Annotated in this window: 17 protein-coding genes and 1 other RNA gene; 6 read left to right on the top strand and 12 right to left on the bottom strand. The window is 38.7% G+C overall.

What is annotated here, in order from left to right; genetic code table 11:
• The first annotated feature begins 16 nt into the window (after positions 1–16).
• Entirely contained in the window at positions 17–367 is a 351-nt protein-coding gene (locus BGO42_RS13685; RefSeq protein ID WP_177734041.1) for a hypothetical protein, read from the top strand.
• A 51-nt stretch (positions 368–418) separates the two neighbouring features.
• Here the strand turns inward: BGO42_RS13685 and BGO42_RS13690 are convergent, their stop codons facing one another.
• The 7 genes from BGO42_RS13690 to BGO42_RS13720 form a co-directional block, all read right to left on the bottom strand.
• A complete protein-coding gene (locus BGO42_RS13690) occupies positions 419–883 on the bottom strand; it encodes a hypothetical protein (protein WP_273244822.1) in 465 nt (154 codons plus the stop codon).
• A 17-nt stretch (positions 884–900) separates the two neighbouring features.
• Positions 901–1,338: an META domain-containing protein gene (locus tag BGO42_RS13695; RefSeq protein WP_273244820.1), complete on the bottom strand. Its 438-nt coding sequence runs from the start codon at positions 1,336–1,338 to the stop codon at positions 901–903.
• Positions 1,339–1,419: 81 nt separating this feature from the next.
• On the bottom strand, positions 1,420–2,178 hold the full coding sequence (yaaA, locus tag BGO42_RS13700; protein ID WP_177734036.1) for a peroxide stress protein YaaA: 759 nt from the start codon (positions 2,176–2,178) through the stop codon (positions 1,420–1,422).
• Positions 2,179–2,287: 109 nt separating this feature from the next.
• Positions 2,288–2,683, bottom strand: coding sequence for a hypothetical protein (locus tag BGO42_RS13705; RefSeq protein ID WP_177734034.1), 396 nt, complete (start codon positions 2,681–2,683; stop codon positions 2,288–2,290).
• Positions 2,684–2,816: 133 nt separating this feature from the next.
• Positions 2,817–3,785 carry a helix-turn-helix domain-containing protein gene (locus tag BGO42_RS13710; protein WP_177734033.1) on the bottom strand — a complete coding sequence of 323 codons (969 nt, stop codon included), beginning with the start codon at positions 3,783–3,785 and terminating at the stop codon, positions 2,817–2,819.
• On the bottom strand, positions 3,782–4,768 hold the full coding sequence (locus BGO42_RS13715; protein WP_177734031.1) for a helix-turn-helix domain-containing protein: 987 nt from the start codon (positions 4,766–4,768) through the stop codon (positions 3,782–3,784). Before BGO42_RS13715 ends, BGO42_RS13710 begins: the two co-directional genes overlap by 4 nt.
• A 57-nt stretch (positions 4,769–4,825) precedes the next feature.
• The gene (locus tag BGO42_RS13720) at positions 4,826–5,827 is read right to left on the bottom strand and encodes a metal-dependent hydrolase (RefSeq protein ID WP_273244817.1); all 1,002 of its coding nucleotides are present in this window, start codon (positions 5,825–5,827) and stop codon (positions 4,826–4,828) included.
• A gap of 109 nt (positions 5,828–5,936) precedes the next feature.
• Here BGO42_RS13720 and BGO42_RS13725 point away from each other — a divergent pair, with 109 nt between their 5' ends.
• Positions 5,937–6,965 (top strand): proline iminopeptidase-family hydrolase, encoded by a 1,029-nt coding sequence (locus BGO42_RS13725; protein ID WP_273244816.1) that lies wholly within the window; start codon positions 5,937–5,939, stop codon positions 6,963–6,965.
• Positions 6,966–7,096: 131 nt separating this feature from the next.
• On the opposite strand, the gene BGO42_RS13730 is transcribed toward BGO42_RS13725, so the two are convergent.
• On the bottom strand, positions 7,097–8,308 hold the full coding sequence (locus tag BGO42_RS13730) for an NAD(P)-dependent oxidoreductase (RefSeq protein WP_273244814.1): 1,212 nt from the start codon (positions 8,306–8,308) through the stop codon (positions 7,097–7,099).
• 216 nt (positions 8,309–8,524) lie between these two features.
• On the opposite strand from BGO42_RS13730, the gene ssrA reads away from it, so the two are divergent.
• Positions 8,525–8,921, top strand: a transfer-messenger RNA (tmRNA) gene (gene ssrA / locus BGO42_RS13735).
• 642 nt (positions 8,922–9,563) lie between these two features.
• Here the strand turns inward: ssrA and BGO42_RS13740 are convergent.
• Positions 9,564–9,902 (bottom strand): winged helix-turn-helix transcriptional regulator, encoded by a 339-nt coding sequence (locus BGO42_RS13740; RefSeq protein ID WP_273244812.1) that lies wholly within the window; start codon positions 9,900–9,902, stop codon positions 9,564–9,566.
• Positions 9,903–9,985: 83 nt separating this feature from the next.
• Here BGO42_RS13740 and BGO42_RS13745 point away from each other — a divergent pair, with 83 nt between their 5' ends.
• Positions 9,986–10,750, top strand: coding sequence for an SDR family oxidoreductase (locus tag BGO42_RS13745; RefSeq protein ID WP_273244810.1), 765 nt, complete (start codon positions 9,986–9,988; stop codon positions 10,748–10,750).
• A 118-nt stretch (positions 10,751–10,868) separates the two neighbouring features.
• Here BGO42_RS13745 and BGO42_RS13750 read toward each other — a convergent pair whose 3' ends face one another.
• On the bottom strand, positions 10,869–11,282 hold the full coding sequence (locus BGO42_RS13750; protein ID WP_273244809.1) for a response regulator: 414 nt from the start codon (positions 11,280–11,282) through the stop codon (positions 10,869–10,871).
• Positions 11,283–11,485: 203 nt separating this feature from the next.
• Between BGO42_RS13750 and BGO42_RS13755 the strand changes: the two genes are divergently transcribed.
• Positions 11,486–11,800: a hypothetical protein gene (locus BGO42_RS13755; protein WP_273244807.1), complete on the top strand. Its 315-nt coding sequence runs from the start codon at positions 11,486–11,488 to the stop codon at positions 11,798–11,800.
• A 193-nt stretch (positions 11,801–11,993) separates the two neighbouring features.
• Here BGO42_RS13755 and BGO42_RS13760 read toward each other — a convergent pair whose 3' ends face one another.
• Positions 11,994–12,404 carry a hypothetical protein gene (locus tag BGO42_RS13760; protein WP_273244805.1) on the bottom strand — a complete coding sequence of 137 codons (411 nt, stop codon included), beginning with the start codon at positions 12,402–12,404 and terminating at the stop codon, positions 11,994–11,996.
• A gap of 215 nt (positions 12,405–12,619) precedes the next feature.
• Between BGO42_RS13760 and BGO42_RS13765 the strand changes: the two genes are divergently transcribed.
• The gene (locus BGO42_RS13765; RefSeq protein ID WP_273244803.1) at positions 12,620–13,003 is read left to right on the top strand and encodes a helix-turn-helix transcriptional regulator; all 384 of its coding nucleotides are present in this window, start codon (positions 12,620–12,622) and stop codon (positions 13,001–13,003) included.
• 320 nt (positions 13,004–13,323) lie between these two features.
• On the opposite strand, the gene BGO42_RS13770 is transcribed toward BGO42_RS13765, so the two are convergent.
• A complete protein-coding gene (locus BGO42_RS13770) occupies positions 13,324–14,232 on the bottom strand; it encodes a hypothetical protein (protein WP_273244801.1) in 909 nt (302 codons plus the stop codon).
• Positions 14,233–14,304: the final 72 nt, after the last annotated feature.

The following is a 14,304-nucleotide window of genomic DNA, read 5'->3' on the forward strand; positions in this document are numbered from 1 at the left end:
ACAAAAAACTATTACTATGGGATTATTTAGCAACTCAGAAAAAAAGATTCTTGAAGAATTCAGCAAAAAGAGTGAAGATCGTTGTAATGATATTGAGAAAGAGATAAATGAACTATTAGACGATTTAAAATCCGATTATGAACAAAATCGCGAGGTTGTTTATGAATTCAAAAACTATATTGAGGAACTGAAGCAGAAGTTAAGCCCTGACGATGTTTCCAGACTGATGGATTTTTCGATCCGCCTAACGGGAATAAAACGTTGTGCTAAAAAAGGTGTCGAAGCTTTGCGGGAATTATCACGCGACCAGCGCAAAATGACCCGTGAAACACTCCGCGATTATGAGGAGTATTTTTATATGCATTAATCCAGAATGAACATTTATAAAAAAAGAACCCCGTTTTAAAACGGGGTTCTTTTATTTCTTACAGTCCACTTTTGTGAGCGGCATATTCGAATTGAATACTAATTTAGACCTGTTTTTAAAAGCTACAGCGCTCTCATGCTCTTCCACTTCCCCATATCCTTCAATTAAGGTTTTATCCTTTATCAGAAAAGCGACTTCTCTTTTACTTTCCACACCTTCTGAAGTGAAGGTATACATGGCAATTAAAGTATCGCCTTTAACGGTTCCTTCAAAAGTTCCTTTATTGGCATCTTTTTCACTAAATGCATATTCCAGATCGCCTTTAACTGTAGTTGTATTGTCTTTTTTAAGGCGCATATAAATTGTATTGCCGTCTTTTTTATAGGCATAACAATCTTCCTGGACAGTCGGAACCATTGAAATATCTTTATCTTCAATTTTTTCTCTGGTTGCCTCTTTTTTACAGCCTGCTGCTGCTATCGCTACTAATGCTAAGAGGATTAATCTGCTTTTCATACTGCTCTCCTTTACAATTAGTCTATTTTTTTTATAAATCGCATCGCTACAATATCATCCATCAGTAAAACCAGTTTTCCGTCTGGTGTGACATCATATTTGTTTATTTTTTGCAGCATGTCCAAAAAGCGTTTTTCTCCTTCTCCTTCACAGAAACGCATGGTCATCGCTTTGGGTGCTTCAATTTTAATAAAATTAGGATCTTTAGCCGTATAGTTTGTCGAAAACGGGTTACAGCTTGTATTGCCGTTTACTTCCTGTGTTTTTTGATTAAATGAAAGCTGCGGCTTTTGTTCCGGATACAGGCCTTCAAAAGCAATTCTGACGCCGGTTATATATTCCAGCTGCCAGCTGTTACCGGTCATTTTATCGTAAGCAGTCGCCTTTTTCGTTGCGGTACACGCTCCAAGTACTAAAACCAAGGCCATAGCCAGGGTAAATGATAGTTTTTCCATAGGGACATAGTTTTGGTTGACTAAATTTACGAAAATTCTGTTTAAATCACTTACAAGTACCTAATTTATACCGATTTAATATTAACGTGTAAAAACCAGGGTATGCCCTTTGCTCAGATTCGCATCATATTGATATCCTTCATAATTAAAGCCTTTCAGGTCTTCAATGGTTTCGGCATTGGTTTCAATAATATAACGCACCATCATTCCTCTCGCCTTTTTGGCAAAGAAGCTGATCATTTTAAGTTTGCCGTCTTTATAGTCTTTAAACTCCGGAGTGATCACCGGTACTTTCAAGGCTTTTTTGTCGATGGCAGAAAAGTATTCGTTACTCGCCAGATTGATGAATAATTCGTCTTTTTTCAGCTCGGCATTCAAGGCTTTGGTAAGCTTTGTTTTCCAGAATTCATATAGGTCTTTGCTTTTTCCTATTGGCAGTCTGGTTCCCATTTCCAGTCGGTATGGCTGGATCAGGTCCAATGGTTTCAGTAAACCGTATAAGCCGGACAGAATCCTGAGTTTGTCCTGCAATACTTCCAGTTTTTCCTCCGGAAGCGAATAGGCATCCAGCCCGATATAAACATCACCATTAAAAGCATATACCGCCGGACGGGCATTTTCGGGTGTAAACGGGGTTGCCCATTCCTGATTGCGCTGCCAGTTTAAATCGGCTAATTTTTCAGAAATAGCCATCAATTCCGAAAGTTCTTTCGGTTTCTTTTTCTTCAGTACTTTATGAACCGTATTGGCTTCTTTTAAAAAATTTCCTTCGGTATATTGTTTTGTGGGTAACTGCGTTTCAAAATCTAATGATTTGGCTGGTGATATTACAATTTTCATGGCTTACTTTTTAGGATGCTCAAAAATACAAATTCCGGTGCTAAAACGCTATACGATAAAATGGATTGTTTCGATTTCAGTATTGGTAAAATCGATTTTAGTTCCGGAATCAGCTATCCCTCTCAAACATAACATCTATCCATTGATACCGGTTTATATAGGGGTGGTTGAGCCTTACCATGACCACGATAAGTAATAAAAAAGGAACTTCTGTAATGGCTTCCCAGAGATTTTCTTCCAGCAGGTTAAAACAGATGATCAGAAAGGTCATCGAAGCCGTTATCAGGTTCCCGATTATATAGGTTTGCGGTATCAGTATTAAACCGGCACAGGCAACTGCCAGCATCCCTAACATCATAATCCCATCATTCGAAAAGCCCAATTCCAGAAAAAATGATGCTGTGGCAGTATCTTCCGTCATTATTGCCATACCAGACCACAGGTTTTTCAGTACAACAAATAAAACCATCACTATATGCAGTCCTTTTAATACCGTGTGTTTCATATACTTTCTTTTTAACGTCAGTTATCGACGCTGCAAAATTGGTATAAACACCTGGCAAAAACTGCACTAAAAAGTTATAAAAATCACACAATAAGACAAAATACCGTTTTAAAACAACAAAATATCTTTACTCTTATTCTTTTTTAAGATCATCAGACGGATGATTACCGGTATAACGGTGGTATTGTGCAGCAAAATAATTCAGTCGGTTGTAGCCTAATGTGAGCATCACCGCCGATAAAGTAGTATGGGCGCCGCTTTTCAGTAATTCCTGTGCCAGCAGCATTTTCTCCCGGATATAAAACTTATTCGGAGCATCAAGATAGACTTCTTTAAATAGCGCTTTATATTTTGAGACGGACATTCCTGCCATATCCGATAAAAAATCAAGCCCCGGAAATGGTTCGAGTACATTATTCATTAAATATTCTTTGGTTACCGACAGGGCTTTTATATCACTTTCCGTTATCCGGTTAATCGTTTTCAGATTGGCATAACGGTCCATAAACTTGGCCAGCAATTTAAAGGCCACTCCTCTCAGGTACAGATCGTAAGCCGGATCGGAAAAGGTTTTATTTTTGATGCGGTGCATGATGACTTTGCTTTTACTGTCTACATGGTCGTAAAAATACAGGGTCTTTTCCGGATTCTTTTTTCCTTTACCGGTTCCGCTTTTCATTGGAAAATCCAATATTTTTTTAGCCACCAGCAAACGAATTGCAAAAACGCGTTCTCCGACAACCGGTTCAAAAACATTGCTGATCCTGTTATCAATAACTCCCAGTCCCAAAATAGACCGGTACCCGATTTTATGTTTTTCGTCGTTGATTTTCATCACATTCATTTCATCGCTAAAGTCGTAATGAATGATATAAAAGTCTTCTTCCGAACGATCCCTCCGAATCCGGACCGGCTGGTTGAATACCAGATCCAGTACCACTACCGATAAACCCGGAGCCACTTCCAGGAAATAGCTTCCGCCTGCTCCTAAATTTTCCGGCTGTACAATCCATTTATTGTCAATTAACGGCGCGCCTATTTGTGCCGCAATAGCGAACTGCCAATCCGGTTTCAGGGAATAGGTATGGTTAATTTCTTTCATGAATAGAGTTGTTTCGAATATTCTTTGGGCGACATTCCGAAAAAGTCCCTGAATTTTGAGATAAAATAGGAACTGTTGGCAAAATGCAGCGCATCGGCAATCTGCGCAATTGTCAGTTCCTTTTCCTGCAGCAGTGCTCTTGATTTTAAAAGCTTATTATTCAGGAAAAACGTATTGGGCGGAATCCCGGTTATCTTTTTAAAAAGGTTCTTGTATTTGGATTCCGACATGTTAACCTGTGCTGCCAGCAGTTCAATTCCCGGAAATACACTGTCTAAATTTTCAATCAGGAAAGACTGTGATTTTATAATACCGTTCAGGTCGTCCTCATTTACTTTTTCGATCACAATATCGCTGATGGTCATTTTCTCAATATAATCGGCCAAAAGGCTTTGAATGGTTCCCTGCAGATAATACGGAAACGAAAGGCTTTCGAGCTGCTGATTGCGCAAGTCGTTCAGAAGGTGGTAACTTTCACTGCTCATTCGGGTAAACCGGATAATGGTATTTTTTTCGGTATCCATTATTGTATCGACATGTTCCCGCAAAGAAGGATTGTCTTTAATGTATTCTTTTATCAGGCTCTTTTTAATAAAAATACAAAGGGCAAAGGTATGGCTGTTTTCCTTTACAATATAATCGGAATAGAGCGCTCCGTCAACGATGGCCAGGTTGTAATTCCAACGCCCGATAGGATTGGCAATATCATCGGAAAGCAGTACAGCTTCACCTTCCGTAAGGTTGTAATACATCCCGATAAAATCATCGGTCAGGTTTTGTTGGCGGAAATGGATTTCCGTATGGTACACCACATCAATATAGAGTGCTGTTATTCCGGGACCGCAATTCAGGAAGTAACGCTGTCCCGTGTGAATATGCTCCGGAATTATCATAAAATTGCCTTCTACTTTCCCTTCCAGCTGCTTCGCAAGCGATTCCACCCAGTCCAATCCAATACCGTAATGATGTGTGATTTTTTTCATCGGCTGTTTCTTTCCTGACTATTTACAGAAAACAAGTTAAGAAAAAATAGGATACCTTTAATTGCCTCCTATCCTATTCCATAACTTTTGCAGTAAAAGCATACCGTCTTTTTTACTTTTGGGTACTTCCCTAACGGTTAATGCTCCGTTTTCCGGTAACAGTTCGTAACTAAAGGCAAATTGCGGGTTGTTTTCATCCGGATTCAGTAGTCCGAAACGCAGGTCGTTAAAGTAAAGCTTTCCCCCTTTTTCACTAATGGTGTACCAACCTTCCGAAATGGCAATCAGCCGGTTTACTGTTGTAGTACCGGAAAGACTTCCTAAAAGCTGATGGTTTTTAGGATAGGCTTTGAAGGTGATGGGCTGGCTGTCAAAAAAAGAATAGTCCCCTATTAAATAGGCATCCGCAGTTTCCACATTGGCAGTCCATAATATGGTATTGAACGGTGACGGTTTGGTTTCCATTTGTGCATATTCAATTTTAGCATCCAATAATGCCTGTCGGAATTTATAATAGGTAATTCCTTTTAGCAGCAGCGTAATTAAAAGATAGCCTGTACTGATCTTTAGTCCTAAAATATTCCATTGGGTACGCTTGTAATCGGTTCGCTCTTTCCGCATTGCGGCAATCAGGCAGATGATAAACGGAACCGTATATAACGGGTCAATGACAAAAATTGATTTAAAGGCAAATTTATAAGCCGACGGCCATAGCAGCTGCGTTCCCCAGGTGGTAAAGGCATCCAGTAAAGCATGGGTGAACAAGGCCCAAAAGACCAGGCCGGCTCCGTTCATTACGGAAACTTTACTGTCTTTTTCTCTTTTGGATATCAGCCAGCCTAATAAGGGCGACAGTAATAAAAAGAAGAGTATCGAATGACTGAATCCGCGGTGTATGGCTACGGCTGTGACCGGATCGAACAGTTTGCCGACCAGGACATCCAGATCGGGAATTGTTCCGGCAATAGCGCCATACAGCATGGCTCTGTTTCCGATTTTTCTTCCCAGAATCTTTTCGCCAACGGCTGCTCCCAATACTATCTGTGTGAGTGAATCCATAGGGTAAAGATACTGTTAATGGATTTTCTTTACAAACGGAAGCGGGTTATAACGCGTAAAATCTGATTCTTTTTTAATAACTTTATAATCCTTTCTAAATCATATCATCATGCGAAAAACAACAATAATCACCTTTATATCCTTGTTACTGATAGGTTTTACGTCCTGTACTAAAATGGAAAAATCAGCAGCCGGTACTGTTGTATTGGATTATTTTGAAGATACCGGCAGCGGTATAAAAAACGGTGGTGTACAGGTTATTCCGATAACAACGCCTAAAGGGACGTTTAATATCTGGACAAAACGGATCGGAAATAATCCGAAGATTAAAGTACTATTGTTAAATGGCGGTCCCGGAGCGACCCATGAATATTTTGAGTGTTTTGAGAGTTTCCTCCCAAAAGAAGGAATTGAGTTTATTTATTACGATCAGTTAGGCTGCGGAAATTCCAGCGCTACCCAGGACACTACGCTTTGGGATCTTCCCCGTTATGTAGAGGAAGTCGAACAGGTTCGGCAGGCATTGCAGCTCAACAAGGATAATTTCTATGTGCTGGGACATTCCTGGGGCGGAATTCTGGCCATGGAATATGCGTTAAAATACCAGAACAATCTGAAAGGTCTTATTATTTCCAATATGATGTCGAGTGCTCCGGAATATGATCTCTATGCCAAAAATGTACTGGCTAAAGAGATGGATCCGAAAGTATTGCAGGAAATCCGAAGTATTGAAGCCAAAGGAGATTTTAATAATCCGCGTTATATGGAGCTGCTGCTGCCTAATTTCTATACGAAACACGTTTGCAGATTACCGGTAAATGACTGGCCGGAACCAATGAACCGTTCTTTCTCCAAAATAAATCAGTCGTTATATGTAACAATGCAGGGACCCAGCGAGTTTGGAATATCCGGAAAACTGGCAAAATGGGATCGTAAAAAGGATTTGAAAAACATCAGCGTTCCGACTTTGGTTATTGGCGCTCAATATGATACGATGGATCCGAAACACATGGAAGAAATGTCGAAATTATTGCCAAAAGGCAGCTACCTGTTTTGTTCCAACGGGGCACACATGAGTATGTATGATGACCAGAATACTTATTTTAAAGGTTTGGTGGATTTTTTGAAAAAGGGGTGAGTAATTGGTAAAAGGTAATAGCAAAGGGCAATTGGCAAAAAGCAAAGGGTAAAAGGCAATGTCGTGCTGATAAATAAAAAGCCTTTCATAGTCATGAAAGGCTTTTTATTATAACCACTGTCTTATATTTATTAGCTTACTTTTTCGCCATCTACATAATCCTGTAAGTAGCTGAATCGTTCGGTTAGTTTACCGTTTTCGGTAATTTTAGCGCGATGTAAGATTCCGTCTTTGTCATTATTATAGAAAGCCGGGATAACGTGTTCCAAAAACATTTCACCAAATCCTTCGCTGGCATCTTTTGGCAATTCACAAGGTAAATTATCAACCGCCATTACTACAATAGCACCCGGATGTGTGATCTCTACTTCTTTGTCTTCACTCGGGTAATAACCGTATAAAGGTTCTGCAATAGTGGATGCTCTTAAGGTACAGGCAATAGGCCCTTCCACATCACAGGAAATATCGGCCACGATTTTAATTCTGTTGTCCGGTGCATTCAGCATTTCCCGTGACAAAATTACCGGTGCGCCGTTTCCATAAAAATGTCCGGCCATAAAAATGTCCGATACTTTTGTGAAACGTTCAAAATCGGATACATAATCCTGAGGGTTGTGGTAAAAATCCTGGTTGTCCAGTTGCTGACCGTCTTTGCGTTTGTTATAATCCAAAACGTCAACTTGTGTATAAACCGGTTCCGAGTAGTTCTTTGTTAAATAGTCCTCAATGGAAACCTGTTTTATTTTCATACCGTCCAGAATTTCTTTGGCTCCCATTCCTACTTTTCCGTGACCGGTCAGGACAATCTTAATAGGCGGTAAAAAAGGTCTTCTTAAACGTTCAATCAAAGCGGCCTTATCTGCCAGGGTTTCTGCTTTAGGTAAGTTGAATAGTTCGTATTTGATTCCGAATGCTCTAAAACCATTGTAAGCTCCCACAATTCCGGCATATCTTCCGAAACCGATCAGGCGGTGGTTGGTTTCATTAACAATAGTTTCATGATCGATCAAACGGATATTTTTTTCAAGACAAGCCACTAATAATTTTCGGTTATACGGCTGCTTTTTAATGGTGTGCGAAAAGAAAAAATATTTTTTATCCGGAATCAAGGCATCAACAGGTACTTCCTTTACACCTATTAATACATCACAATCATTCATATCCTCCGTTACTTCGAAGCCTAATGCTGCATATTGGGCATCGGTAAAGATTCTGATATCGGATGATTCTACTTTAATTTCTGTCTGCGGATAAAGTTCTTTTAATTTCAGTAATTCTGCAGGAGAAAAAACAACGCGTCTGTCGGGCGGGTTTTTTCGTTCCTTGATAAGTCCAATTTTCATTTTTATCGTAAGTAGCTTTTGAAAAATTAACATTTAAACAGGTCAAAAACTGTTAATAATGTAACTTCTCAGGGATTGTTTAGTTTGTTTTTAATAAATAGTTCCCAAATGTAACATTTAAAGAATAGTGTTGCAATTATTTTTAATTGAAAATTTAATGATTTATATTTGCGGTCTGGTTTTTGCTATATTCATTATAGTATTTTCCTACTACTTGGGGTCGACTGGTTTTGACAGCGAGTGGAATTGGACAGTAAGCACGTCGAGCGCCGGGACACAGCTCGTAAATATCATGTTTCAAACTTATAAACGGCGAAAATAATTACGCTTTAGCTGCTTAATCCGAATTATAGTACGATTTGCCTAGTTCTCGTTAGACGAGAAAGCTGGATTCCTCTAAAAAGCCTTGGTTTATGGCGTTTTGTTCAGGGGAACCGTAAAAGTAAACCTAGGAACGGTAATGCTTTAAATCCGTTCTGACATTCATAAAGCTAAGCAAAAAGTGGCGGTTTCCGGCCTTGCTTTTTGTCGAAAATTTAATCGGAAACTAAACGTGTAGAAAGCTCTTCGATTGCTTGTTTGGACGAGAGTTCGATTCTCTCCGACTCCACAAAACCTTGTAAATCAATGATTTACAAGGTTTTTTTTTCTTTATACCCTCCTATCAATATAGGCTTTACAGGGGTTCGACATCAAAAATTTCTTTTAGACTTCCAAATATCTAATTTACAATATATTAATAAATTACAAATGACTTTTTTTATGACGAGTGAAAATTGTATCGATATTTTCTACCCCAATCATAGAATTCCAGAATTACGGTACAATTTTGATTCCCCTCCGTCATATCTATCTATCGCAGTTTTAATAATATATAATGCTTCTATTAATATTATTCTCTTCAGCCAGCAATAATTTCTAAAGAAACTATCCGGTGTCTTATAATTGAAAACAATACCTTCTGTACGCTTATTATCTGAATATTATATTTCTCATGGAATAACTTAACCATACTCATCACTTCATCAGCATCGATACAACTATCAAACTGGAAAATCTCAGGTTTACATGATTATGTGGATATACCGGGTCAATACTTTTTACATACCACACAACATACAAATAAAAGCCAAACCACTTTTTACACTTTATCAGTAATTAACCATAGCATGACATACCTGCAAGTATAGAAGATAATAACTGCAGACATGAAAATGCACTGAATCGATTCACCTGTGCCCCCCTAATATCTATGCTATCCATTACCGGATACTTTTTTTCTATGATTTTTACCCCATTCTGTCATCATTCCAATAATCGGTTTCAGGGTCAAACAGTAATCTGTCACCTCATATTCGATGGTAACGGGAATTGTGTCATAAACACTACGGGTAATCATTTTATTTGCTTCCAGATCCTTGAGCTCTTTGGATAACACACGGTTGGTGATCTTGGGAATTACAGACTGTATTTCCTTGAAACGTTTCTTGCCATTATACATCGCTATAAGAATAGAAAGCTTCCATTTGCCGTTAACAGCTGTATAGAAATCTTCAATATACTTCAGTTTCTCCTCAATATGCTTTTCTTTCATTCGGTATCCTTTTGTATACTAATATCAAAATAATACCAAATGTACAATATATTTGTTTGACAATTAAAACATTTGACTAAATCATGGAAAAGAACAAAATAGCACTGGTAACCGGGGGGAGCCGGGGACTTGGACGTGAAAGCGTATTAAATCTTGCAAAAAAAGGGCTCGATATCATACTAACCTATCATTCCAAAAGGGAAGAAGCTGAACGGGTAGTTGCCGAAGTCGTTGCATTGGGACAAAGGGCTATCTGCCTGAAATTGGACATTGCCTTTATTTCTGAATTAAATGTTTTTGTAGAAATATTGAAAACTAATATGCTGAACGCATTCGGAACTGACAAAATAGACTTTCTGGTAAACAATGCAGGGATTGGCTTACCCATCCCTTCCTTTGAGGCAACTACGGAAGACCAGTTCGACGACTTAATGAATATACATTTAAAAGGAACTTTCTTTTTAACGCAAAAGTTACTACCAGTACTGAACGATAATGGGGGGATTGTAAATATAACCACAGGCCTAACCCGATTTACCATACAGGGAAGTGCTGCGTATGCAGCCATGAAAGCAGCCATGGAAACCGTTACAAGGTATCTTGCGAAGGAATTGGGGAGTAAAGGCATTCGTGCCAATTCGATTGCACCAGGAGCTGTGGCTACCGATTTCAGTGGCGGGCGTCTCCGTGATACGCCACAGGCGATGGAATGGGCAAAAAGCATAGCTGCCCTCGGCCGGGTGGCAACTCCTGAAGATATTGGCGGTGTAGTCGCTTTTTTGTGTTCTGACGATGCCCGATGGGTAACCGGACAGCGTATAGAGGTATCTGGCGGGGCATTTTTATAGAAGTTTGGTTCCAGCCAATTTTCCCGGCATTTACATAGCCCTATCGCTAAGTGGAATATTGGTGAAATTCCCATAGCCAATTAAACAGCCCCATCATAACATAGGGCTGCCATTAAGATTATCTGTCATCGGACAGATGGGAATCAATAAGGACCAATAGCTCTGCCTTCTTAAGGGGCTTGACCAGATAACCATTGATAAATGGGTATTCCTTAATTCTTTCCCGATCCAGTAGACTTGTTGAGGAACTCAAAATAAAAACCGGGATGTGATTGATAATACATGTACCGCTCCGTTTTATTTCGTCCATAAGCTCCCAGCCGGACATTACTGGCATATTGATGTCTACAAACAGTATATCCGGTAATTGTGTCGGACTATCCTTGTTTAACTGAAAGTAATCCATGGCCTGTACCCCGTTCTCAAAACCAATCACATTCAGATTCCAAGCGGGAAGACCAATCAACATTTTACGGAGAGTAAAACGTAATATAGGATCGTCATCGATAATAATTACTAATCTTTTTTTCATATCTATAGGGATTTAGTGGCTACCCAATGGTTCATTGATGGAACATAAAACTATCCCATGCCCTTATCTACCTTTCCAAATAAGCTCTTGATCTGGTTCGCAGGCTCTTTATCCTTCTTTCTCATAGATGGAAGTCATATTGTTCGATACAAACATTTTTTTTTTATCACATATCTTTGTACCATAACCCATATCATCATACTATGCTACAACTCAACATCTCCGGCCTATGGAAAGACATTAATGGCGCTATTACACATTACGCAGTTCATGTAAAACAACGTGAAGGCGCAACAAAAGCCTTCAAGATTACAAAACAGGAGGCTATTCAGCTCATTGAAAATTGCGACTATATTGCAAGGACAATCCAATGGGACTACGAAAGGTCGCAATGGGAACCCAAGGAAAAAATATGTATAAGTGAAAACGAACAGGGAAAGTTCCTCAGTACCCATCATCCAGATATCCAGACGGACGGGCTTATTCATCTAATCGATTATGACTGGATATGTAGTTAACAAAACAATGTTGAACAAACTGGAATTCCGGTCAGATTATTTTTTACCTCTGTCCGGATATTCCAAAACAGGATCAGTTTTCCGGATCATCCCGGTCCTTACCTTGTTTCCGCATACTTATCCTATAGCCATAGACTATCGCGATAACAAAGAATACCAAATCAAAAAATGACAACTGTTGCACCTATAGCTATTATTTTATTCGCTTTATATCTCTTTCAAATTTCAGAGAGAGAAACTCCACGACCTCTCTATTGATATCCTGTCTGTCAAGGGGATCTATCTTAATTTTTCTTACCACCCCATTATTGGTTTTCACTACCAAATAATAAATAAACTTATCGGCATGCCTACATTTCAACAAAACAATGAAAGCATAGAAAATAACCAGGGGAACAACATAGTACACTTCTTCAATATTTGTATTGGTCATAAGGTATATTGATAGTGCTGTCACAAAGGCAACAGCAATATCGGGTAAAGAGTACAATTTCCGTTTTTTCTGTAGCCCCAAATCACTGATTTCCTCCAATCTATAGGCCCACTCCCATTTTTTATACTTTAAAAAAACAGTATTACTGTCCATAGTCAGGTATTCTCCCATATATAAAGTGTTGTATTCAAACTATTTTAACACCTTCACCTCTAACGGACCAATCAAAATGATTTTATCTAACACAAATTCCAAACAAATCAATCAATTAGTTAAAAAAACATAAAAGTGCTTGTATTTTTTTCAATATTATAGATTATATCTGTTTTAGAACTACATTTGTAGTTATACAATATAACTGATAGTAATAATTAATTCTCATACAAATGGCATCATCTTTAAGCGAAAAAATTAAGAATATCAGGGAATTAAAGAATTTTACCCAAGAATATATGGCAGATCAACTAGGAATAACACAGGCCGGATATAGTAAGATTGAAAATGGGGCAACTGTACTAACTTATGTAAAGTTGCTTGAAATTGCCCGTGTACTTGGCGTCAAAATTGAAGACATCATAAATTTTGACTCGCAAAAATACTTTAATAGCTTCAACAACATTAAGGGCAACAACAATGGTAGCATCATGATTAATTCAGATAGCGATACCATCAAAAGCCTCTATGAGGACAAAATCCAACTTTTGGGTAAACTATTAGAAAAAACGGAAGATGAACTCAAACGCTACCGTGAAAAATACGGTGAAATGTAGTCTCACCCGTAGGTAATAATTATTTATCCGTAACCAGGGATATACTTCCTTCAAAATTGGAAGATGTCCTTAGTTTTATATGCCTGATGTGTATCCACTAAAAGTGTTCCTTATTTTGAATACAACCTATTCTTCAACAAGATTGTTCTTTCAAATAGCTATTCCTACACCAGACTTACAGTACTGCTGATACTACCATCACCTGTGGTTATAGTCAATAGTTAGTCCATCAAATTCGGGAGATCACATTGACGCCTCCATCGTATTCTATCATTTATCCCTAAAGACAATGACATATGACGGGGAGCTTACACAATAGTTTACCAACGATTTACTGAAGATGTAAGGCTTAGTAGATCCTGTTGTACGGTTCTTACACTGGCCTGCAGCTCATTGTTCATATCAGACATCAGATGAATATCATCTGACAAAAAATAGCCTCCTTTTCCAAAGTAAAGCTCTTCCTCACGCGAATCGATATCGTTATCGAATGCAAACAATAGCCACCTCTTTTTCAAAGTCTGAATAAGCGATAGTTTTCCATCGTTACTGAAAGATTTATCACTCATGACACGCCACACGGAGGGAGGAAATGCATTATCTATATTACTTTCCGTCCATACATTCCTGATAAGGTTTCTGTGTGTTTTCAACTCGATCTTTTTACCTTTGGGGTTCAACAGCAAAAAACCCAATCCTGTACCGGCGACTCCTCCGCCAATGTTGATTCCATTACTCAGTCCATCGTTTTTGATCAGTGCTGTTGATAGGGTAATTGCAGCTCCCAACGCAATTGAAGCCACAGTGAGCTGGGTGTTCTTTTTACTGTTCCTGGAATCTAAAACCCTGGCAAGCTGGTCAAACCGCTCGCCGTTACAGTCTAGCTCCGCTGCTAAGGCATTTATTTCTGTTTGGAAAAGAATGATTTTATCGGTAATTTTTTGCTTGGCCTGTAATTTTTCGAGTGAAGAACTACTATGGGAAAATTGGGACAGCAAGGGCAATAATCCAAGATGAGATGCCAAAGTATAGTCATGTTCAGACAACTTCTGGCCAACAGATATATCTTTAATACTGTTTGGTTCCGACATCACATCCTCGGTATATTGGATGTTTGGTGCACAGTAATTTTCCTGTAGGGCAGCGATCTTCGGGTTTTTGATGACAGAAGAACAGGATAAAAGGTTCCCTACAAAAACCATTAGCAAAACATATTTAGTCCATTTCATCTCGAACACTTTTAATAACAATAAATATATTCAATTACCATTTAACTATTGGCTGTAGTTGTAAAAAACAAC

The organism is Flavobacterium sp. 40-81 (assembly GCF_001898245.1).
GTDB lineage: Bacteria > Bacteroidota > Bacteroidia > Flavobacteriales > Flavobacteriaceae > Flavobacterium > Flavobacterium inviolabile.

Bases quoted from the DNA above. Each gene is read 5' to 3' on its own strand.
- BGO42_RS13685 (WP_177734041.1), top strand. From the start codon at position 17: ATGGGATTATTTAGCAACTCAGAAAAAAAGATTCTTGAAGAATTCAGC.
- BGO42_RS13690 (WP_273244822.1), bottom strand. From the start codon at position 883: ATGAAAAGCAGATTAATCCTCTTAGCATTAGTAGCGATAGCAGCAGCA.
- BGO42_RS13695 (WP_273244820.1), bottom strand. From the start codon at position 1,338: ATGGAAAAACTATCATTTACCCTGGCTATGGCCTTGGTTTTAGTACTT.
- yaaA (WP_177734036.1), bottom strand. From the start codon at position 2,178: ATGAAAATTGTAATATCACCAGCCAAATCATTAGATTTTGAAACGCAG.
- BGO42_RS13705 (WP_177734034.1), bottom strand. From the start codon at position 2,683: ATGAAACACACGGTATTAAAAGGACTGCATATAGTGATGGTTTTATTT.
- BGO42_RS13710 (WP_177734033.1), bottom strand. From the start codon at position 3,785: ATGAAAGAAATTAACCATACCTATTCCCTGAAACCGGATTGGCAGTTC.
- BGO42_RS13715 (WP_177734031.1), bottom strand. From the start codon at position 4,768: ATGAAAAAAATCACACATCATTACGGTATTGGATTGGACTGGGTGGAA.
- BGO42_RS13720 (WP_273244817.1), bottom strand. From the start codon at position 5,827: ATGGATTCACTCACACAGATAGTATTGGGAGCAGCCGTTGGCGAAAAG.
- BGO42_RS13725 (WP_273244816.1), top strand. From the start codon at position 5,937: ATGCGAAAAACAACAATAATCACCTTTATATCCTTGTTACTGATAGGT.
- BGO42_RS13730 (WP_273244814.1), bottom strand. From the start codon at position 8,308: ATGAAAATTGGACTTATCAAGGAACGAAAAAACCCGCCCGACAGACGC.
- BGO42_RS13740 (WP_273244812.1), bottom strand. From the start codon at position 9,902: ATGAAAGAAAAGCATATTGAGGAGAAACTGAAGTATATTGAAGATTTC.
- BGO42_RS13745 (WP_273244810.1), top strand. From the start codon at position 9,986: ATGGAAAAGAACAAAATAGCACTGGTAACCGGGGGGAGCCGGGGACTT.
- BGO42_RS13750 (WP_273244809.1), bottom strand. From the start codon at position 11,282: ATGAAAAAAAGATTAGTAATTATTATCGATGACGATCCTATATTACGT.
- BGO42_RS13755 (WP_273244807.1), top strand. From the start codon at position 11,486: ATGCTACAACTCAACATCTCCGGCCTATGGAAAGACATTAATGGCGCT.
- BGO42_RS13760 (WP_273244805.1), bottom strand. From the start codon at position 12,404: ATGGGAGAATACCTGACTATGGACAGTAATACTGTTTTTTTAAAGTAT.
- BGO42_RS13765 (WP_273244803.1), top strand. From the start codon at position 12,620: ATGGCATCATCTTTAAGCGAAAAAATTAAGAATATCAGGGAATTAAAG.
- BGO42_RS13770 (WP_273244801.1), bottom strand. From the start codon at position 14,232: ATGAAATGGACTAAATATGTTTTGCTAATGGTTTTTGTAGGGAACCTT.